General features: G+C 44.9%; 16 protein-coding genes and 9 pseudogenes. 9 read left to right on the forward strand and 16 right to left on the reverse strand.

Going from position 1 to position 20,764, the window contains the following annotated elements:
* Nucleotides 1-120: 120 nt before the first annotated feature.
* From fdhD to fdhF, 3 genes and pseudogenes are all read right to left on the reverse strand, one after another.
* Nucleotides 121-915: pseudogene (gene fdhD / locus JCM19037_RS16735) on the reverse strand (formate dehydrogenase accessory sulfurtransferase FdhD); the annotation flags it as partial.
* A gap of 49 nt (nt 916-964) precedes the next feature.
* Entirely contained in the window at nt 965-1,606 is a 642-nt protein-coding gene (locus JCM19037_RS16740; RefSeq protein WP_042403173.1) for a DUF1641 domain-containing protein, read from the reverse strand.
* Nucleotides 1,606-4,554, reverse strand: a pseudogene (fdhF, locus tag JCM19037_RS16745) (formate dehydrogenase subunit alpha). The gene JCM19037_RS16740 and the pseudogene fdhF overlap by 1 nt, the downstream one beginning before the upstream one ends.
* A 134-nt stretch (nt 4,555-4,688) precedes the next feature.
* Between fdhF and JCM19037_RS16750 the strand changes: the two are divergent.
* Nucleotides 4,689-5,483, forward strand: a complete 795-nt coding sequence (locus tag JCM19037_RS16750; protein ID WP_042403174.1) for a formate/nitrite transporter family protein — start codon at nt 4,689-4,691, stop codon at nt 5,481-5,483.
* A 44-nt stretch (nt 5,484-5,527) separates the two neighbouring features.
* Here the strand turns inward: JCM19037_RS16750 and JCM19037_RS25950 are convergent, their stop codons facing one another.
* The 5 genes and pseudogenes from JCM19037_RS25950 to moaA form a co-directional block, all read right to left on the reverse strand.
* Nucleotides 5,528-5,755: a MoaD/ThiS family protein gene (locus JCM19037_RS25950; RefSeq protein WP_052363983.1), complete on the reverse strand. Its 228-nt coding sequence runs from the start codon at nt 5,753-5,755 to the stop codon at nt 5,528-5,530.
* Nucleotides 5,748-6,191, reverse strand: coding sequence for a molybdenum cofactor biosynthesis protein MoaE (locus JCM19037_RS16760; protein WP_042403175.1), 444 nt, complete (start codon nt 6,189-6,191; stop codon nt 5,748-5,750). The genes JCM19037_RS25950 and JCM19037_RS16760 overlap by 8 nt, the downstream gene beginning before the upstream one ends.
* Before the next feature lie 84 nt (nt 6,192-6,275).
* Nucleotides 6,276-6,707 carry a molybdopterin-guanine dinucleotide biosynthesis protein B gene (gene mobB / locus JCM19037_RS16765; RefSeq protein ID WP_052363984.1) on the reverse strand — a complete coding sequence of 144 codons (432 nt, stop codon included), beginning with the start codon at nt 6,705-6,707 and terminating at the stop codon, nt 6,276-6,278.
* Nucleotides 6,674-7,956 (reverse strand): annotated as a pseudogene (gene glp / locus JCM19037_RS16770) (gephyrin-like molybdotransferase Glp). The gene mobB and the pseudogene glp overlap by 34 nt, the downstream one beginning before the upstream one ends.
* A gap of 56 nt (nt 7,957-8,012) precedes the next feature.
* A pseudogene (gene moaA, locus JCM19037_RS16775) lies at nt 8,013-8,968 on the reverse strand (GTP 3',8-cyclase MoaA).
* 156 nt (nt 8,969-9,124) lie between these two features.
* Here moaA and JCM19037_RS16780 point away from each other — a divergent pair.
* The 4 genes and pseudogenes from JCM19037_RS16780 to JCM19037_RS16795 all read left to right on the forward strand — a co-directional run bounded on the left by JCM19037_RS16780 (nt 9,125) and on the right by JCM19037_RS16795 (nt 11,167).
* Nucleotides 9,125-9,613, forward strand: coding sequence for a molybdenum cofactor biosynthesis protein B (locus JCM19037_RS16780; protein WP_042403177.1), 489 nt, complete (start codon nt 9,125-9,127; stop codon nt 9,611-9,613).
* Between the two features lie 88 nt (nt 9,614-9,701).
* Nucleotides 9,702-10,187 (forward strand): molybdenum cofactor guanylyltransferase, encoded by a 486-nt coding sequence (locus tag JCM19037_RS16785; RefSeq protein ID WP_042403178.1) that lies wholly within the window; start codon nt 9,702-9,704, stop codon nt 10,185-10,187.
* A gap of 1 nt (nt 10,188) precedes the next feature.
* Nucleotides 10,189-10,681 (forward strand): annotated as a pseudogene (gene moaC / locus JCM19037_RS16790) (cyclic pyranopterin monophosphate synthase MoaC).
* A gap of 18 nt (nt 10,682-10,699) precedes the next feature.
* The gene (locus JCM19037_RS16795; protein ID WP_042403180.1) at nt 10,700-11,167 is read left to right on the forward strand and encodes a DinB family protein; all 468 of its coding nucleotides are present in this window, start codon (nt 10,700-10,702) and stop codon (nt 11,165-11,167) included.
* A 98-nt stretch (nt 11,168-11,265) separates the two neighbouring features.
* Here the strand turns inward: JCM19037_RS16795 and JCM19037_RS28715 are convergent, their stop codons facing one another.
* From JCM19037_RS28715 to JCM19037_RS16805, 3 genes and pseudogenes are all read right to left on the reverse strand, one after another.
* Complete coding sequence (locus JCM19037_RS28715; protein ID WP_255357934.1) at nt 11,266-11,736, reverse strand: DUF2600 family protein; 471 nt, start codon at nt 11,734-11,736, stop codon at nt 11,266-11,268.
* A complete protein-coding gene (locus tag JCM19037_RS16800; protein WP_255357935.1) occupies nt 11,628-12,332 on the reverse strand; it encodes a DUF2600 family protein in 705 nt (234 codons plus the stop codon). The genes JCM19037_RS28715 and JCM19037_RS16800 overlap by 109 nt, the downstream gene beginning before the upstream one ends.
* A pseudogene (locus tag JCM19037_RS16805) lies at nt 12,329-13,209 on the reverse strand (alpha/beta fold hydrolase). The gene JCM19037_RS16800 and the pseudogene JCM19037_RS16805 overlap by 4 nt, the downstream one beginning before the upstream one ends.
* 95 nt (nt 13,210-13,304) lie before the next feature.
* On the opposite strand from JCM19037_RS16805, the pseudogene JCM19037_RS16810 reads away from it, so the two are divergent.
* The 4 genes and pseudogenes from JCM19037_RS16810 (at nt 13,305) to JCM19037_RS16820 (ending at nt 16,077) form a co-directional block, all read left to right on the forward strand.
* A pseudogene (locus JCM19037_RS16810) lies at nt 13,305-13,825 on the forward strand (gamma carbonic anhydrase family protein).
* Between the two features lie 36 nt (nt 13,826-13,861).
* Nucleotides 13,862-15,094 carry an aminopeptidase gene (locus tag JCM19037_RS16815; RefSeq protein WP_042403184.1) on the forward strand — a complete coding sequence of 411 codons (1,233 nt, stop codon included), beginning with the start codon at nt 13,862-13,864 and terminating at the stop codon, nt 15,092-15,094.
* A 61-nt stretch (nt 15,095-15,155) separates the two neighbouring features.
* A complete protein-coding gene (locus JCM19037_RS30260) occupies nt 15,156-15,329 on the forward strand; it encodes a hypothetical protein (protein ID WP_373901125.1) in 174 nt (57 codons plus the stop codon).
* Nucleotides 15,287-16,077 (forward strand): annotated as a pseudogene (locus tag JCM19037_RS16820) (AEC family transporter). The gene JCM19037_RS30260 and the pseudogene JCM19037_RS16820 overlap by 43 nt, the downstream one beginning before the upstream one ends.
* A gap of 22 nt (nt 16,078-16,099) precedes the next feature.
* Here JCM19037_RS16820 and JCM19037_RS16825 read toward each other — a convergent pair.
* From JCM19037_RS16825 to JCM19037_RS16845, 5 genes and pseudogenes are all read right to left on the reverse strand, one after another.
* Nucleotides 16,100-16,780 (reverse strand): bifunctional 4-hydroxy-2-oxoglutarate aldolase/2-dehydro-3-deoxy-phosphogluconate aldolase, encoded by a 681-nt coding sequence (locus tag JCM19037_RS16825; protein WP_042403186.1) that lies wholly within the window; start codon nt 16,778-16,780, stop codon nt 16,100-16,102.
* 11 nt (nt 16,781-16,791) lie between these two features.
* Nucleotides 16,792-17,754 (reverse strand): sugar kinase, encoded by a 963-nt coding sequence (locus JCM19037_RS16830; RefSeq protein WP_042403189.1) that lies wholly within the window; start codon nt 17,752-17,754, stop codon nt 16,792-16,794.
* Between the two features lie 9 nt (nt 17,755-17,763).
* Nucleotides 17,764-19,268 (reverse strand): annotated as a pseudogene (locus JCM19037_RS16835) (tripartite tricarboxylate transporter permease).
* A gap of 12 nt (nt 19,269-19,280) precedes the next feature.
* Nucleotides 19,281-19,712 carry a tripartite tricarboxylate transporter TctB family protein gene (locus JCM19037_RS16840; protein ID WP_042403192.1) on the reverse strand — a complete coding sequence of 144 codons (432 nt, stop codon included), beginning with the start codon at nt 19,710-19,712 and terminating at the stop codon, nt 19,281-19,283.
* Nucleotides 19,713-19,730: 18 nt separating this feature from the next.
* Complete coding sequence (locus tag JCM19037_RS16845) at nt 19,731-20,717, reverse strand: tripartite tricarboxylate transporter substrate binding protein (RefSeq protein ID WP_042403194.1); 987 nt, start codon at nt 20,715-20,717, stop codon at nt 19,731-19,733.
* Nucleotides 20,718-20,764: the final 47 nt, after the last annotated feature.

Genomic DNA, 20,764 nt, shown 5'->3' on the forward strand with positions numbered 1-20,764 from the left:
TAAGACCGAGGAGGCTCGGCCGGTCCTCCGCGGCAAGCATCCGCCTGCAGTGGAAAGCAACAACAAACTGCGCAATCACGAAAACCTAAAGTTCACACTAGATGGATCAACACACTACTTCTAATCTTCCGTAAATCTCTTTTCTACGCAAAAGGGTCGCTCATAAAGAGCAACCCTTTCAGTTACGACTCGTTCGGGAATCGTGTATACATTCATTGATTGTTTACGGATAAAGCCGATGGCGGTGATCTCGAGCTCTTCGGCAATTTCTAATGCCCGTTCTGTTGGAGCGGACTTAGACAAAATCATCTCGCACCCGATTTTGGCTGCTTTTAGAACGATTTCAGAAGAAAGTCTTCCGCTAAAAATTAACAGCTTGTTCTCAAGCGAAATATTGGTACGTAAGCAATGACCGTATAGCTTGTCCAATGCGTTGTGCCGGCCAATATCCAAACGCATGAGTGCAATGTCATCCGTTGTTGCAATTGCTGCATTATGCACACCACCGGTATGTTTAAAAACGTCCGCTCGCTTTTGCAAGGCTTCCATAAGTGCGTAACATTGCCCGCTCGTGATTTGAACGTTTCTGGAATGCATCGTTTTTGCGGTTTTAGCATCTGCCGCAAAAATTAAACTTTGCCGGCTCATCCCACAGCAGGATGTGATGTAGCGTTTCGTTTGCATGTCTTGGTGCAGCCGACTAATTTCCTTGTGCAGATAAATGTGAACAAACCCTTCGCCCTCATCTACACGTAACGTTTTTACATCGGAATATCCGCTAATGACCCCTTCTGAAGCGAGAAATCCAATCGCCATGTCCTCAATATACGTCGGCGAACAGATGAGGGTCACAAATTCTTCCCCGTTTATCTTAATCGTTACAGGCATTTCACTTGCGATCGTATCCTGTACGTTTCACGTTGGTCGCCATGAAACCGTACAATCTCTCTTGTTGTTGTGCTTGTCATTTAATCTTCCTAAGAAGAAATGGGAGCAAAAAGCAAGCAGCTCCAAAAGCGAACCCTAACCATTGTGGCGGCGTCTGCTTATTTTTTTGCACGGAGCTTCTTGTTTTCATTTCTTTTTCTGGATGCTTCATTCTTTCCAGTTGGGGTTCGATCAACTCTTTCGAATCTTGTTCAACGCCCATTCCTTTCACGAGCGCAACGAGGACGTTCATCCCTTCAATTACTTCAGGGTCTTTCAATGCACCAATTAGTGCGGTATAGCCGCCTCTTTGATTGGCATGTTCATAGTCTGCAACCTTTGAAATTCCTTTGTTCACCTTGAGAACAAGAGGCTCGATTTCGTTCATGTTTAGTGTGCCTAACAGCTCAAACAAAAGCAACGCATTTTTAATTGAACGGGTTGTATTATGATCATCAACAGCAGTAACGATTCTGTGCAAGAGCTTATCACTCTGACCAAGTCCTGCATTCATCATTTCAAACACTTCGTGCTCTTTTAGTCTGTCCAATACTTCTAGCGCATCGCGAAGTACTTCTTTGTTATTAATTAATAGATCTTCCACTTCACATCGGTCGTTCTCACGTTGGACAGCCGGATCAATTTCTAGCTTGTGAATCACCTTCGTCGCTTTTGCCATTAGCGCTTCGCCCTCCTCTCTTTCACGATGTCGCCTGGGAATGTGTAGTCTGCCCTTGCCCATTTCTGTTCAACATTAACGCCAATTTGCGGTTGCGGGTTACCAAAACGATGATTCTTCCTCGGCAATGGGTGCTCCCCTCTAGGCTTCAACACTTCCATCTTCGCCGAGATTTCTTTGTATGCTGGTGTATCTGTATCTTTGTCAGAGTGGGAGCTCGTCAAGTAATTAATCGCTCCTTCACCAGACGTATTCATTGGCAAGTACACTTGTTTACCGACGACACGATCGGTGACGACACAATCAACTTTTACACTTCCGTAAGGAGATGTTAAGCGCACCTTTGTACCGTCTGTTAGATCACGTTCTTTCGCAAGTTCAGGCGAAACTTCCAAAAAGGCTTTCGGTGTCTTGCTTGAAATACCTTCAGACTTATACGTCATATTCCCTTCGTGAAAATGTTCAAGAAGTCGCCCGTTATTCACATGCAAATCATACTCTTCTTCGAATTCTAGCGGTCGGGTCCACTCTACTGGCCAAAGTCTTGCTTTCCCTTCAGGTAAAGGAAATCCGTCTGTAAACAGGAGCGGTGTATCTGTGCCATCAGCAGCCACAGGCCATTGCAAACTATTATAGCCTTCCAAACGGTCATAGCTTACACCCGCGAACAATGGCGTTAACGACGCAGCTTCTTCCATAATCTCGCTCGGGTGTGTGTAATTCCAATCCGCACCTAAACGCTTCGCGATGTCTTGAATGATTCTCCAATCCGGACGGGAATTCCCAAGGGTTCAAGCACTTGGTATAACCGTTGAAAACGACGTTCCGTATTGACAAATGTTCCTTCTTTTTCAAGGCTTGGGCTCGCTGGCAATACGACATCTGCATATTCACACGTTTTCGTAAAAAATACATCTTGAACGACGAAGAATTTCAGCTTTTCAAAGGCTTCTTGTACATAGTTAATATTTGCATCGACAATCCCCATATCTTCCCCTTTAATATAGAGGACTTCCAAGTTTCCTTCATGGATAGCGTCAACCATCTCATGGTTATTTAGGCCAGGTTCAGCTGAAAGCTCTGAGTTCCATTTCTTTGCAAACCGATCACGAACATCATCATCCGTAACAAATTGGTAGCCAGGGAAACGGTCTGGCATGCTACCAAAATCACTCGCCCCTTGTACGTTGTTATGTCCACGAAGTGGGTACGCACCTGCACCTGGTTTCATGTAGTTACCGGTCACAAGAAGCATGTTAGAAATTGCTGTACTCGTGTCACTTCCACCCCCGTGCTGTGTTACGCCCATCGCCCAAAGCACCGAGGTCGTCTTTGCTTCGTGAATCATCGTTGCGATTCGAATTAGCTCTTCTTTACTCATGTTCGTGACTTCAGCAGCGTAGTCGAGTGTGTACAAATCAAGACTGTTCAAATACTCGTCCACGTTGTTCACATGTTGTGCGAGGAACTCGGTATCATGCCACCCTTGGTCAATGATGTATTTCGTCACTGCTGATAGCCAAACGAGGTCGCTGCCGGGCGCTGGTTTTACGAACAAATCCGCTCGTTCTGCAAGTTCGTGTTTCCGCAAATCGGCGACGATCACTTTCTGTCCGTTCAGTTTTTGTGCACGTTTTACACGTGTCGCTAATACTGGATGTGACTCAACGGTATTGGAACCGATGGAGATGACAAGTCCTGACTGCGCAATATCGCCAATTCCTCCGGAGTCTCCTCCATAACCGACGGTGCGCCATAACCCCATCGTTGCGGGTGATTGACAATATCTCGAACAATTATCGATGTTGTTCGTGCCGATGACTGACCGTGCCAACTTCTGCATAAGGTATGATTCTTCGTTCGTACATTTTGATGAGGAAATAAACGCGAGTGCATCAGACCCCTTTTGCTTCGCTGTTTTCTTGAACTTCTTCTCGATCAAGTCCAGCGCTTCTTCCATTCTGCTTCTCTAAAAGCATTACCATCACGAATGAGTGGTTTCGTCAAGCGCTCGTCACTGTTCACATAGTCCCAACCAAACTTTCCTTTTACACATGTGGAAATGCCGTTTGCAGGCGCTTCTTGCTGAGGTTCCACTTTTAGAATTTGACGGTCCTTTGTCCAGACATCGAAAGCACAGCCAACACCACAATACGTGCACACTGTTTTCGTCTTTTCAATTCGCTCTTCACGCATCGTCGCTTCTAAATCTGAAATCGTCATGAGCGACTCGTAACCCGTTTCTACATTTTTCGTAATGTTGACCATCGGTTTCATCGTTTCATCGTTTACTTTCGTTAAGAAACCCGCTTCTTTCTCCATGCCGACTTCCATCATCGCGTTACACGGACACACAGTTGAACAATGTCCACAACTCACACATGAGGAATCATCGATCGAAGTGTTCTTGTCCCATATTACTCGTGGACGTTTTAAGTTCCAGTCAATCGATAGTGTCTCGGTCACTTGGACGTCTTGACAAGCTTCAACACATCTTCCGCACAAAATACACTGATCGGGGTCATAGCGATAAAATGCGTTTCTTTGAACAGGAGCTTCTTTGCTCGTGTGAGGTGTTTCTTGGTGGCTAATGCGCATCTCTTTGACTGTGTTATGTATCTCGCAATTGCCGTTATTAAAATCACACACTGTGCAATACAATTCATGGTTTCCAAGCATTCGATCCATGGCAATAAGCTGTGCTTCGTGCACATCACTTCCTGCAGACTCAATGACATCGCCGTCTTTAATTGGCGTCGAGCAAGCCTTACAAATTCCCCGTTCACTTTCACGATACATGAGTCACACGTCTCAATTGCCCCAAGACTCGGATGATAGCACAAACTTGGAATTTGAATGTCTTTTTTCGTCAAATAATTAAGAACTGAATCTTCGGTTGAGACCTTCTCCTGTCTGCCATTTACGGTTACGTTCAAATGTTCGCTCAATTTATATTCCCCTCTCTTTATGCAAACGTGAACTTTCCAACTTTTTCCCTGATCTTTCTAGGTTCAAACATTTCCAAATCGTTTTAAAACGATTACTTTTGGGTATATAGACTCTACTCGGATAGGAGGACACCATGTATAAAGACACCATACATACGTTGAACGACCAAGCAAGAGGAAAATATCAATTGTTCACTGATTCACCGCTTCGTTATTTAATCGCCTCAATGTTAGCAGGCGCTTATGTCGGTGTCGGAACCATCGTGTTATTTTCTGTAGGAGGTCCTTTGCAAGCAGCTGGCTCCCCTTTTTTAGACATTTTAACCGGTGCCACATTCGGGATCGCTCTAGCACTCGTTCTTTGGGCAGGCTCTGAACTCTTTACGGGCAACAACCTTATCTTTACGGTTAGTTCATTATCAAAAGTGACGACGTGGAAACAAACATCGATCATCTGGTTGTGGAGTTATGTTGGAAATTTTATCGGTGCTGCATTCTTCACGGTACTTATTGTCATGACAGGCATCTTTCAAGACGTGCCCGAGCATCACTACATGTTCTCGCTATCGGCTGAAAAAATGAATGCGCCGGCAATGGACCTTCTATTTCGTGGAATTCTGTGTAACTGGATCGTCTGTTTAGCGATTTGGACATCACTTCGCGCTGAAGGTGACATCGCAAAACTGTTTTTAATTTTTGTGCTTATCTTTGCATTTATCGCCGCAGGCTTAGAACATAGTATTGCGAATATGTCTATTCTAGGCATTGCTCTCATGCACGGTGGCTCTGACACAGTAACATGGGCAGGGTTTGTGCATAATTTGATTCCTGTGACGATTGGCAACATTATTGGTGGAGCATTATTTGTCGGGGGTCTTTATTTTTACATTAGCAATAAAAAGCAAGGTGAAATTAAAAGAGAAGCCTAATTAACTACTCGGCAGCTGACGCTGCCGGTTTTTTTATCCTCCACTTACTGGGGGATGAGCGCTAGCGTATCGCCATGTTGTACACGGTCATCATTTTCGCTGAACTCTTCGTTAATTGCGGTCATCGTTTTGCTTAACGCTCCGGTTCCTAGTTGATACTTCATCTCTACCCAACTCTTTACTTCTTGCACAGAGTAGCCATCAACACTTGCTTTGATGCGACTCTCACCGGCTTTATCGCCAATCCAAGCGAAGAAAAGAATTTCAACCATGGGCGGCTTCCTCCCTCCCATTCTCCTCTTGTTGGTCTCCAATCCAACTTGTGCCATCATCCCAATGCTCTTTTTTCCAAATCGGAACCATCTCTTTGATTCTCTCCATCGCAAAAGCATTTGCATCGTAAGCATCTTTTCGGTGTGGTGAGCTGACAGCAATTGCCACAGCAACTTCTGAAATATGCAAAACACCGAGGCGATGAGTAATCGCAATGTTGACATGCGGCCACTTTTCTTGCACTTCGTCTCCAATTCTTTGGAGCATTTTTTGAGCCATTGATTCGTACGCATGGTATTCAAGTTGCACCGTACGCTTGCCATTCGTTAGTTCACGAACCGTGCCTAGAAACGTTAATACCGCCCCTGCATTCCGGTGTGAAACTTCGTCTATGAGCGGTTGGATATCAATGGGTTCTTTCGTCAGTTGAAACATCTCTGCCAATTCCTCCTTTCATGATGTAGTGGACAATGTAGCTCACGTACGCATGTACGTTTTCATAATCAAAAACAGGCACGTCTAGACCACGGTCGATGGCACATGGGTAATGACGGTCACGATGTGATCACGCTTTAACAAATGGAAATCGGCTTCGTCTCGAATGATGACGATCGAAGCATACCGATCCTCTCTTTTCCACCCTTCAACGAGAACGCAGCTCGTTTTTTGCAGCTGTTGTTGGAGTTGAATCAACGCATCAAGTGAAGAAGTGCTGTTATGTACGTCAATTTGCACATGACCCTCTCCTTCAACAAGACTGACAGAAGCGCCCGCTCGGAAAAAACGTGCGCTATCTGTGCTCTTTGCAAGCTCACCGCCATGTCCATGATGTTTGACGACACCTACCGTAACGTTTTTCGACGATAACTCCCGCGTAATTTGTTCAATTAATGTCGTTTTTCCAGCGTTTTTATAGCCTACGACTTGTATGATGCGACAAGGTTGTCCCACGGCCACTCACTGCCTTTTTGATTCTCTAAAAATAACAAGTCCACTTCCATTCCCTTTTCGTATCCCCTTGTGCCTCCTGGTAAGACGATGAACACATCCGCTTCACCGAGTGAAATGACCGACCCAGACTTATCTAACCCCGAAGGACGGACAATATGTGTACCTTCTGACTCTTCAATCACCCCACGGACGAGGCGTGTAAACGGGTTCGGCTTAGGAAAATCGACACCGAGAACGCCTTTGCTTCTCTGTAAGTGTGCAAACTTCGTGCCTAAAGCCTTGCGGATGAGGGGACGGACAAACACTTCAAACCCGACATAACAAGCGCCTGGGTTACCAGACAATCCGAACATAAGCTTGTCTTCCACAGCGGCTGCCGTTGTGACACTACCCGGTCTCATCGCTACTTTGTTAAAGAGTGTGTCCGCTCCTAAACGCTCAATAATGGCTGGCACAAGATCAAAGTCACCGACAGAAGCTCCTCCTGTCGTAATCATGACGTCTACTTCTTGTAAATGTTCAGATACTGCGGTTACGCATTGGTCGAGATCATCTGGAAGTTTACCGAACATAACCGGTTCCCCACCTGCGCGCTTCACTTGAGCCGCTGCCATGTAAGCATTGCTGTTTCGAATCTTCCCTGGAGACAAAGGCTCATGCACATCTAGCAGTTCACTACCCGTAGCAAGAATGCCAACTTTAGGCTTTCTCGCGACTGGAACAACATCATAACCAAACGTCGCGAGCAAAGCTGTGACCCCTGGGTGAATAAAGCTTCCCCTTTGAACGAGAGATTCGTCTTTTCGCGTATCTTCACCTTGAAAACTAATGTTGTCATTGTGCAAAAGCGGACGGACGAGGGATATTTCCTCGGCGTTGATTTCATTCACGAGCTCTAGCATCACGACGCGTCACAACCGTCGGGAATCTTTGCCCCTGTCATAATCCGCACCGCTTCACCCGCTTGGACCGTTCTCGGGTAAACCGTGCCCGCACCAATTTCACCAACGACTGACAGTGTGACTGGTTCGTTTCGATTCGCTGTACTCGTGTCGGTAGAACGCACCGCATAACCGTCGTATGGCGAACGGTCAAATGGAGGAACATCATGGTCTGCAACGAGTGTTTTTGCTAAAAAACGATGATCTGATTCCAACAAAGGAACATGATCGACTCGTTCCGACAGTTCATACTGCATCACTTTGCCAACGGCTTCGGCAATTCGAATGGGTTTGCGAATTTCTACCACTGATTCCTCGCCTTCTTTCATTATTTAATTGTTAGAGAGTGGACAATCGCGAACCTTTACCCTCCAATATAGGACATCTCAATCTTTTTACGTTGCTTTGCTGATTCATTCGTTCGTAATTCTGAATAGCGATCCGCTCGAAGATTCCATATACTGCGAATTCGCTCTCGAAGTTGTGTGGCAGACATCCCGTTTCGAACATCAGATTTTAGGTCCGTACCTCGTTCTGAGAATAAACAGGTGAACAATTTGCCGTCTGCACTTAACCGTGCCCGCGTACACGTCCCGCAAAACGTCTCGGTGACAGAAGAGATAAACCCTACTTCTACATTTGAACCATCCTCGTATGCATAGCGAGAAGCGACTTCACCGAAGTAGTCTTCTTCTTGTGCCCGAAGAGGTGCAATTGTAGAAACACGGTCATAAAGTTCCTTTTTAGATACGACTTGAGAGAAATCCCATCCATTCGTTTGACCCACATCCATGAACTCAATGAACCGAAGGGTTATGCACTCATCTTTACAAAATTGTGCCATTGGAATGACTTCATGTTCATTGACTCCTCTTTGCACAACCATGTTCACTTTCACGCCTAACCCTGCTTTTTTTGCCGCCTGGATGCCACGTATGACTGCCTCAGGGTTCGTTTTCCGACCGCTCATCTGTTGGAACGTGGCAACAGACAACGCATCAAAACTAATATTAACGCGACGTAAGCCTGCTTCTTTTAACGGTTGTGCTAATCGTGGAAGCATCACGCATTGGTCGTCAGTGCAATATCTTCAATACCGTCAATCCCATCTAAACGGTGGATCAATTGAGCCACATCTTTTCTTAGCAAAGGTTCTCCACCCGTAATGCGCAGTTTATTTACCCCCAGATGAGCAAACGCCGTTGCCAACTCCACAATCTCGTCAAAAGAGAGCAACTCTTCAGAATCCATGAACGCATAATCTGGTCCAAACACTTCTTTCGGCATGCAATACGTACAGCGAAAGTTACAGCGATCCATAATGGAGATGCGCAAATCTTTCAGTGGCCTGTCTAACTGATCGTGAACTTCGCTTCTTGCCACTTTACGATCCCTCCTTACCTCACGTACTATAAGAGTAGATAAGGTAAATATTTCTAACAGTTTAACATAGTGAGAGTGAGGCGAGAAAAGAAAATGCATCATGAGCATGACGCAACTGGCGTATCCGTTGCCATTTTAACACTTAGTGATACGAGGTCCTTCGCTGAAGATCGCAGCGGTCAAACCATTCAATGGTTACTAAAGCCGACGCACGAAGTTGTTTATTATAAAATGATGAAAGATGATCCCTTCCAACTTCAAGAACAGATAAACGCATGGGTGAGAGATCCGCTTGTGGATGTGATCATTACGAATGGTGGTACAGGAATGAGCAGACGTGATCAGACGCATTCGACAATCAAACAGCTACTAGAGAAAGAGATGATAGGGTTCGGAGAGCAATTTCGACTCCAAAGTTTCGAAGAAATTGGCCCAAAATCTATGCTGAGCAATGCAATCGCAGGGTCTGTCGAGCAAACGAGCATTTTTAGTTTACCTGGTTCGACAAATGCTGTTCAGTTGGCTATGAGAGAACTCATCTTACCGATTTTGCCTCATCTAACTGGGGAATTACGAAAATGAACGTCACGGGTCTGATTCTAGCTGGAGGCAAGTCAAGCCGCTACGGAAAACAAAAGCTATTTGAAACATTCGACAATGAGCCCTTTACATGAGCAGTGTGCGCGCCTTAAAAGCCGCAAACATCACGAATTATTCGATTGTGACGAACGAGCAGCTAGCCGAAACGTTTCAACGAGCTGGACACTCTGTAATCGTTGAACCACAAGCTCACGGTGGCCCGTTACGTGCGCTCTATCATGGATTTCATGCGCTCAAAAACGAACCCGGTGAATGGTTTCAAGTTCTCGCAGGAGATTTACCGATGATTCACGGAGAACTGCTACTCACCCTCCAAAATACTGCAATTGAAGACGTAGAAGCAGACATCGTTCTTCCCATTCATAAAGGACGTGCACAACCATTGCATGCGCTATACCATCGGCGAACATTACACACACTCGAAACAATCATTGAACATGCTGACCATATGGGTGCGCTTTATGACGCTTCATCAACAAAATATCTTGCTTTTGCAGACGAAGAAAAAGGATTTTTAAACATCAATTCCGAACATGATTGGCAAGGGAGTTTTTAAGATGAAAGATTTTTCTCATTACAATGACCAAGGCCGACCCCAGATGGTCAATATTTCAGAAAAACAGCCGTCAGTGCGTACAGCAACGGCGACAAGTCGAGTCCGTTTATCAAAAACACTTTATGAAGCGATTCATTCTGACAGCATTCAAAAAGGAGACCCCCTTCCCGTCGCTCAAGTTGCCGGCATTATGGCCGCCAAAAAAAACGTCGGAGTGGATTCCGATGTGCCATCCGATTATGTTGCAAGGAACAGATCTCCACTTTACTTATGAACGAGATGGAGATGATTACTTATTGTCCATTACTGCAGTTGTCACTGTTGATGCGAGTACGGGTGTTGAGATGGAAGCATTGACGGCGGTAACAGCGGCGGCACTAACTTTTTATGATATGTGTAAATCTGTGGACAAAGCAATGATTATCGAAGAAACATACCTCGTAGAAAAGACAGGTGGAAAAAAAGGAGATTTCCACCATCCTCGAAAACAATAGTGAAAGGAGTTTCCCTTTATGCAACATGACGCGTTTATAAACGATGAAGTGACCCAGTTATGTCGATTGAATGACACGACACTCACGGCCCCCATCGCCCCAGAAAAGTGGTCGATTAAAGAAATTATTGGTCATATGTATTATTGGGACGGCTATTTATGTGAACACGTTTTGCCATATATCGAGGAGAGCGTGTCATTACCCGAATTTCCTAGTCATGATGAGTTTAATCAAAAAGCGATGGAGAAAATTCAAAGACGATCACCGAAAGAGGTGCTTCAACAATTTTTAAGGCAACGGCGTAAGCTCATTACTGCCTTCTCAAAGCATCCAGATTCACTCGTCTTCACAATCCGAGAAGGGTTGGAAGACGTGCCATATACGATCCAACAACTTCGCCATGACTTTCTAGAACATGATGAGCATCACTTATTACAAATTCGTCAGTTTTTGAGCGACCGTTCTGTGGACTCCCCTAATTCATAGGTGAAGACTAAGATCGGTTGGCTCAGAATAGAACTCCATGATCGAAAAAACACGTGCCGCATTCGGTTTGAATGCGGCACGTGTTTCATTGTAGAACACTATTTCTTATTTCTTCTTCTGAATACCCAGCTATTGTAATAAAAGAATTTTGTTGAAGCACCACCTAGACCAATCAAGCGCTTCGCTGCATGCTTCATCTCCAAGTTGTTTTGCACATCGCCATCAGAAAGATAGATCGCATATAAACCTTGCTTGATCTTTCGGTGAAAAGATTCGTCTGGAAGTCCTGTAAGGTAATGGCTCGCCTTTTCATCTAAAAAGTGAAACCGCTCGACCATTTCATCTTCACTCGTATAATAAGCCGCAAAGTTCATTTCCTCTTCTTCAAAATCTTCCTCTTGGTCAACGAAGTAATCCAGCATAATGTGAACGCCTTGCATCCAAGGAAAATATCCTTTTTTTAGTTTCTCTGCTTCTTGCTCGGTGCGCGGCTTTGCAGCTGCATAGGCAGCCAAACAATAAAGAGCGAGCGTCGAAGCGGCGCAACATGCGAACTCATACCAACGCAACTCCGGATACTTCTCGGCATGTTCTTCATAGAAGGCAATGAGTAGCCTTCACGCTCATCCTCAGGCACATGCTTGTACACTTGAAAGTCTACGTAGTACTGGGCGAGCTCTTTCATTGCACTTTTCATCGCCGGATAACCTGGGAACGTTTTTAGCGTTTGTTGACATTCCTTAACGAGCTCATGCAAATAGCCGCCATCATCGTGACCCCCTCGAACACGGTAATAATCTTTCGTCGGTTCACCTGGCGTTAATGCATCAAGTAGCGCATCGTGTAACGCTCTGAAATCATCTGGGTCTTGTGAGTCATTTTTGTCACAAAGCGTATCTAAGTAATCACAAATGGTCTGGTAGGCACATAAAAATCGAATAAATGCCTCTTTATTGCCGCCAGCAAGGAGCGCGAGCACACTCCCACCTTCACAATGGAAATCTTTATCATCAATCGTCCATACCGCTTGATTACGTAATTCTTGTTCTGGAATTTCATCGGCTAACCTTTTCCAAGATTCTAGCTGCTGATGTACTTCAGGAATGGTTTCTCTATATGTTCGGTAAAGAATCGACCATGGCTTGGTCGGAACATGAAAATTCATCGGACACTCTCCTCATTCAACTTAAAGTCTACCAATCTTTGCCATGTGAAATATAACATAAAACGGAACACTTCTTCACGCTCTGGTTCATTAAACAGTTCATGATACAAACCTCGCCATTCTCTCATCGCTCGGTCTTCAATTCTTAGCCGGTTAAACCATTCATGAGCAGCAGTTTTGTCCACAAGGTAATCTTCTCCAGCCTGTAGGACAAGAAGTGACACGTTTGGAAATTCGTACGCGTGGTCTAAGCTCACTTTCATCGCTTTTGACAGTTCCTGATACCAACGAACAGAAACCGTATGTACAAACAGTTCATCTTTAAGAAATTCTGTACGCACTTCTGGACTTCTCGTCGCATGCTCAGCTCGAATGCCATTTTTAAAACTTAATCCCGGGACAATTCGGTGCATTGTTTTTGCGGCTGCTGTCAGCGCTTTGTTTGGTGGATCATACAACGCAAGACATGGTGAAGATAAAATCACACCACGAACCGGCAGTTGCTTTTCCATCATCATGCGAATGACCGCGAGTCCCCCCATGCTATGACCAAATAGAAATACCGGCAGCTCAAACGCTACCGCTTCTTTGTACCAATGGTGAACCGTATCAATATATTGTTGAAAGTGGTCGACGTGACCCCGTTTCCCTCTCGTTCGCCCGTACCCTGCAAATCGCCGGCGACAACATGAAAATGCTCACGATTTAACCGCTCAATTAGCCAGTCGTAACGTCCATAATGTTCTCCTGCACCATGAACAATGACAATCACACCAATGGCATGTTCAGCTTCCCAAATGCGCATGTTGATTCCTCCCGTATAAAACGACACCTTTCTTTCTATTAGACCATATGTGGCAGATTTTTCATCTGCCATCTGTATGATTTGACCTTTCCTCTAGCAATTGAAGCATTTCGCACATGATCACGTGTAATTTCTGATACACTGACGATAGAGAAAGGAGATTTTTGATGTATATCTATCCATTTAAGGAAATGTCCCCGAACGTTCATCCGAGTGTATATATCGCAGATGGCGTCGTGATTAGCGGCGACGTAGCCATTGAAGAAGATTCAAGCATTTGGTTTCATACGGTTATTCGTGGCGATGTGGACCACACAACGATCGGGAAGCGAGTAAACATCCAAGATCTCAGCATGATTCACCAAAGCCCTGGTAATCCGATTGTTATCGAAGATGATGTGAGTGTCGGTCATCAAGTAACCCTTCACGGTTGTACGATCAAAAAAGGCGCACTCGTCGGCATGAAAGCAACGGTTTTAGATGGAGCCGAAGTAGGTGAAGAAGCGTTTATCGGTGCAGGAGCTCTCGTCACACCCGGGACAACCATTCCACCAAGAACCTTGCCCTCGGCAGTCCAGCTAGAGTGGTACGTGAACTTTCTGAAGAGGACTTAGAAGAGATGAAACGTGTACGTGATACGTATGTTGAACGCGGAAAGCAATACCGTGCAATTACTGAGAAAAACTAGTGTATACTAAAAAAAATGAATAAAGGAGACAGACCGATGACAACGATCGAGCAAAACCTTGAAAATTACGCAGATCTCGCACTAAAAGTAGGCGTAAACTTGCAAAAAGGACAAACACTCTATGTACGCACTCCGATGTATGCTGCCCCTTTTGTTCGTGCCTTAACGAAGCGTGCATATGAGATGGGCTCTAAAAATGTACATATTGAATGGAATGACGAAGAAGCGACTCGCATTAAGTTTGAGTATGCACCTGACGAAGCCTTCTCCGAGTTTCCTCAATGGAAAGCGGATCCCCTTGTAAAAGCGGCAGAGGACGACGCTGCTTTCTTAAGTATTACAGGAGGTAACCCTGATCTCTTAAAAGATGCGAATCCTGAACACGTAGCCACGCAACAAAAAGCGGCTGGTAAAGCGTCAGAAACGTTCCGTAGCTATATCCAATCCGACAAAGTGAGCTGGTCTATTGTTGCCGTCCCTTCACCAGAGTGGGCAAAGAAAGTCTTCCCTGACTCGAGTGAAGAAGAAGCAGTTGATGAATTATGGTCATCCATTTTCTCTGCAACGCGCATGCATGAGCCTGATTTTGTTGACGCTTGGAAAAACCACCTGGCCACATTAGATGAAAAGCAACAAACGTTGAACAATAAGAAGTTCCACGCTTTGCATTATAAAGCCGAAGGCACTGATCTCGTTATTGAGCTTCCAAAGTCCCACATTTGGGCATCTGGTGGAAGTGAAAGCAAAGCAGGCGTTAACTTCGTTGCCAACATTCCAACTGAAGAGGTGTTTACTGCTGCTAAGAAAACCGGAGTAAACGGAACTGTAACGAGCACAAAGCCGCTAAATTACGGTGGAACGCTTATTACGAACTTCACGCTCACGTTTAAAGATGGAAAAGTTGTGGACTACCGAGCTGAGGAAGGTGAAGCTACGCTCAAAGGAATTTTGGAAGGTGACGAGGGATCAAAATATATTGGCGAAGTGGCGCTAGTTCCACATCGCTCCCCGATCTCGGATACGAATATTATCTTCTACAATACACTGTTTGATGAAAATGCTTCGAACCATTTAGCGCTCGGAAGTGCATACGCCTTTAACATCGAAGGTGGAAAAGACATGTCCAAAGAAGAGCTTGAAGATAAAGGCATTAATCAAAGCATTACGCATGTCGATTTCATGATGGGAAATGCGGATATGGATATTGATGGCCTTCATGAAGATGGTACACGTGAACCTGTCTTTAGAAAAGGCGCCTGGGCGATTTAAACTTTTGTGACGGGCACCCTCTTGACGAGGGTGCTTTTCCTTGTGAATAGGAGTTCCTGCAATGGGCTACTTTTTGTCTGTATTTCTTGATGTGATTTTTCCGATTTTATTGTTAATGGTCATTGGTATTCTCATGCAAAAGAAGTTTCAGTTTAATATCCGGCACTGGCAAATCTACTCACGTACTGCTTTATGCCTGCTGCCGTATTTCTTAACCTCGCACAAACCGAGCTAGACGTCCAACTGCTCGGCCAAGTGCTCGTGTTTTTAATCATCTATACCGCACTCATGATGATCGTTACGGGACTACTCGGAAAATCGTTGCAATTAGATCAAAAACAATCGGCAATACTTAAAAACAGCATCGGTCTAATGAATTCCGGAAATTACGGATTGCCGATTAGTCAGATGCTATTTCAAGCGAACCCCATCGGGTTGAGCGTTCAAATTATCGTTTTAATCTTTCAAAACATTCTTACGTACACGTACGGTCTATACAACCTCATCTCTGCTACGAAAAGTGGACTTGAAATTGTCATCGCCATGTTACGACTGCCCGTCATCCATGCGATGATCTTAGGCATTATTTTCAATGTATGGAACATACCGATCCCAACACCACTTTTAACACCGATCGAATATTTAGCAGATGGTTTCATGGCAGTCGCCCTCATTTTGCTAGGCGCACAAATTGCCTCATCAAAATGAGTAAGCTGAACCGCGTCATCATATGGGGAACGATTGGCCGACTGCTTGTCGGGCCTGCTGTTGCCCTCGCTGTCATTTGGACGCTTCAGATTGATGGCATTATCGCACAGTCTCTGCTTATTGCCAGCGCATTGCCGACGTCACGTAACAGTGCTACGTTGGCATTAGAACACGATGTTTTGCAAGAAACAGCTGGGCAAATCGTACTTTTTACTACGCTTCTTAGCGCAATTAGCGTCACCTTTTTCATCTATTTGTCGACGGTGCTCTTCTAACATGTACAAGACGCCTAGTAAATCACGAAGAAAAAACCCAGTAGGTGCCGGGTTTTTCTTCGTGATTATTTGATTTGACTCCCGTAGCAGCCGTTACAAACTTGGCTGCGTGATCACGTAAGCCTTGCCAATCTTGCTCGTCAATGAACGATTTCTTTAATAGTGCCCCGCCCGCTCCAGCAGCTACTGCTCCTGCTTGAATATATGATGCAATGTTTGTTTCGTCAATTCCACCGGTTGGCATCATTTTAATGTGGCCAAGCGGCCCTTGTAGTCCTTTAATAAAAGCTGGACCGAGCGTATCTGCCGGGAAAATCTTAACCAAGTCTGCTCCGAAAACGTGAGCTTGGTGCGCTTCTGTCGGCGTGTATACCCCGGGGATGACGATCACACGGTTGGCATTTGCAACACGGATGGTTTCTTCATCTAAAATCGGAGCAAATATGAACTCTGCTCCTGCGTCAATCGCTTCTTGAGCAGCTTGACCATTCAGCACGGTCCCTGCCCCAACGACAGCCCGATCCCCAGCCACTTGCTTACACTTCTGGATAGCCTCTAGTGCGCGCTCAGAGTCAACGGTCACTTCAAGACCGGTGACACCACCTTCAACGAGCGCACGAGCAATATGTTCAATCTTGTCAAATGGCAGCTTCCTTAACACTGCCACAACGCCTGATTCGAGTAACTGATCAATTTTCTCCATCGTGATCTCTCCTAACGTAAAACGTCTTTACTCGTTTGATTTAAAAACAAGTCTACTTCTTTGCGCGTAGGTAGACCTTCAATATCTCCCGGTGAACTCACCACTAAAGCACCTACCGCTGCACCGAGGTTGACGGCGTCATGCAACGTCATCTCCTCTAGTATTCCGACAATGACACCGGAAGCAAAACCGTCTCCAGCACCAATCGGATCAACGACGCGATCAACAGAATGACTGTTTACAAAACCACTTTTTCCATCTCGCTCGGCATAATAGGAATGGGTGGAACCATTTTTTATGACAATTTGTTTCGCACCGTCTAGGAACGCACGATGCGCGATTTCTGACTCATCGTTTGTCCCATACATCCACTCGGCCTCATCTAAGCCTGGGAGGAACAAATCGCTTAATCCAGCGAGTTCTCTCATGCGATCCCGTGCTCGGTCTTCACCGTACACTTCCATAATTTTAAAACGTAAGTTCGGATCAAACGAAACGAATAACCCTAATTTTTTCGCGAGGTGTATCGCTTTCGTAATGACCTCATCACAGCTTTTACTAATGAGAGGAGTAATGCCTGTAATGTGAAGAACCTTTGCATTGCGAAACAGTTCCTCATCGATCAGGTCACTACTCATTTGGCTCGCTGCCGAACCTGCACGATAATAATGTACCGAACCTTCATTTGGTCTTCGGAATTCTTTAATAAACAAACCCGTTGGTGCAGTTGGTGATGTTGTTACAAAGTTCGTATCAACACCTTCTCCACGAATGGACTGAAGTAAGTACTGGCCAAGTTCATCATCCCCAACTTGGCTCATCCACCTTGCAGAGTGCCCTAACCTTTGAATGCCAATGGCTACATTGGACTCTGCACCACCGTGGCGCTTTGTAAACGTATGCGTGTATCGAAGTGGGCCTTGCGACCCCGCTTCAAAAACGACCATCGTCTCTCCAATCGTTACTACATCCATAGAAGCCTCCTAATCGTGTGAAACCGTCTTTCCTTTTCTATTTTTAAATAACTTCATAAATAACGGCGTGAATAACGATAAAATGGCTAATACAATAAGGGTTGCTGCAATTGGACGTGTAGCAAAGATCATCATACTGCCTTCAGACATCGTTAACGCACGGCGAAATTCACTTTCTGCCATCGGTCCTAAAATGAGCGCAAGAACGATTGGTGAAGCAGGGAACCCATGCTTTTTCATAAAGAAGCCGATGATTCCAGCCCCAAGAACAACGTAGACATCAAAAATGTTGTTATTAATGGCAAACGCGCCGACTGTGGAAAGTACGAGAATGATCGTAATCATTAATGTCTTCGGAACGAGTAGCACTTTTGTAAATAAACGAATGCCTAATAGTCCAATAATGACCATTACGACTGCGGCAACAAGCATACCCGCAAACAAGATGTAGATTAACTCACCGCTCGTTTGAAAGATTTGCGGACCTGGTTGGATTCCTTGAACAACAAAGGCACCTAACATGACTGCGGCTACTGCATCACCAGGAATTCCTAATGTTAGTAGCGGAACCATAGCTCCACCTGTTACCCCTTGGTTTCCAGACTCAGCAGCTGCAATCCCTTTTGGATTCCCTTTTCCAAACAGTTCCTTATCTTCTTTTTTCGCAAAACGCTGGGCTTCATTGTATGAAACAAAGGCAGCGACGTCTGCACCTGCACCTGGAATAATTCCGATTAAGGACCCTAAAATCGATGATTTCGTCATTGTCGGAAACAGCCTAGGCATTATCCGCCAATTCGTTTTTAGCAACTTGGCCGTCACTTTTAACGGTCCGCCTTTTTCCTTAAAGTAATCGTCAGCCATAATAAAAGCTTCAGACACCGCAAATAGACCAATCATAATTGGGATAAAATCAAAACCTTCTAGCAGTACGGGTTGATCAAATGTATATCTCGGATAACTCGTCATCGGTCCATACCAATGGTTGCAATCAAGAGACCGACTACCCCAGCAATTAACCCTTTCACGAGCGATGCCCCAGCAATACTAGAAATAATACTAAGACCAAATAAAGCTAAACCAAACATTTCAGGCGCACTAAAACTAAGCGCAATGTTGGCGAGTTGTGGGGAAAGAAAGATCAACATGAGGACACTAATAATTGACCCAAACCCTGAAGCAATGACCGCAACATTTAAAGCCGTTCGCGCATCTCCTTTTTTGGTCATTGCATAACCGTCCATTGCGGTTGCTGCCGCTGCTGGTGTACCGGGTGTGTTTAATAAGATCGCAGCAATCGATCCCCCGTAAATGGAACCGAAGTAAATCCCAACTAACAACAATAACCCTGGTATAGCTTCCATACCAAACGTTACAGGTAAGAATAAAGCAACACCCATTGTAGCCGTCAAGCCTGGCAATGAACCGATGATTACACCTAGCAAAACCCCTGTAATTAATAATATCAGAATCATGGGATCTGCTAAACCGAGAAAGCCTTCCCACAGGTTCATCTAAAACCCTCCTTAATAAAGCACCCCATGAGGAATAGGAACATTTAACAATTGTTCAAATGCATATGAAACCGTAACTGGCAACAAAATTGCTGCTGGGACGATAAAATACCAACGACGTTCACCGAGAATAAGTAAATAACCGACGGTAAACAACAGAGTAGAGACAACAAACCCGATCGGTTGAACTAGAAACACATAGACACCAAATATTATCATAATAAGAACAACATTTATGTTCATTTTGCTATTTGACTTGGCGGGTGTTTGAAAGGCTAAAATAATGGCAAGCACAAGTAACAACACACTCAAAACTTGTGGGAAAAAGGCGGGACCTGGTGCGGTCCCGCTCGATGAGTTGAAACTTTGAGCCATAATAAAAGCAGCGACTGCAAACACGAGTAATAATAGGCTAATCACGTGGTTAGCATGAAGTTTTTGCATCCGGCTCGTCCCCTTCTATTAATCTAAATCTAAGGAAGGAATCAATTCTTCAAATAATGAATTTTGGTCGTTCATCAACTCTGTAAATCCTGCTGGATCTTCATAACGATATCCGAGTTGCAGCGTATCAATTCGCTCGATAAACTCTTCATTTTCGGCTGTAGCTGCTGCAGCGTCAGCGAGGACGTCAACAACCTCATCAGGCGTGTCTGCAGGCACTGTAATCCCTCTCCACGTACCAATAGACAGATCAATTCCAGATTCGCTTAATGTCGGCACATCTGGTAGAGCGTCCACACGCTCGTCCGCCATAACAGCAAGGACGCGTAAATCTCCGCTTTCCACTTGGTTAATCACTTCAGCTGGACTCACACTAACGGCATCAATATGCCCACCTAATAAGTTGTTCACTGCTGGAGCAGCTCCTTCAAACGGCACATGGTTAAAAGAACCATCGATTTCTTGCTCTAATGCTGAAGCTGCCAAATGCCAGATCGCACCTGTTCCAGAGTTACCGATTTGCAAATTCTCACCAGACTCTACCGCTTCAATAAAGTCGTCAATCGTTTCGTATTCAGAATCCGCTTGCACAGTGATAGCAGCTGAGTCTTCATTAAGAAGAGCGACAGGTTTAAAATCTTCTTCATAATTTAAGTCCGCTAATCCACTATGAGGAAGCGTTAACAATTCGACCGTCACGAGTGTCATTGAATGCCCGTCCGCAGTACTGTTTGCACCTGCTTGCATACCTACTGCACCACCGCCACCTTCACGGTTTGACACACTGACAGACTCACCAATTTCATCTTGCAAATAATCTGCAAAAGCTCTTGCTACCAAATCTGTTCCGCCACCCTCAGCATAAGGAACAATAACTTCCATTGAACTACTTGGGAAATTAGCCGCAGCATCTTCGCCGTTCGCATCTGTTGAATCGTCCCCGCCACATGCTACAAGACCTAATACTGGCACAAGCATTCCTAAACTTAGAAAATATTTTTTCATTAAAACTTCCCCCTATATTCTGTTTCACTGCACCTTTGTTCCTTATT

The organism is Geomicrobium sp. JCM 19037 (genome assembly GCF_000698105.1).
Lineage (GTDB): Bacteria > Bacillota > Bacilli > Bacillales > Marinococcaceae > Geomicrobium_A.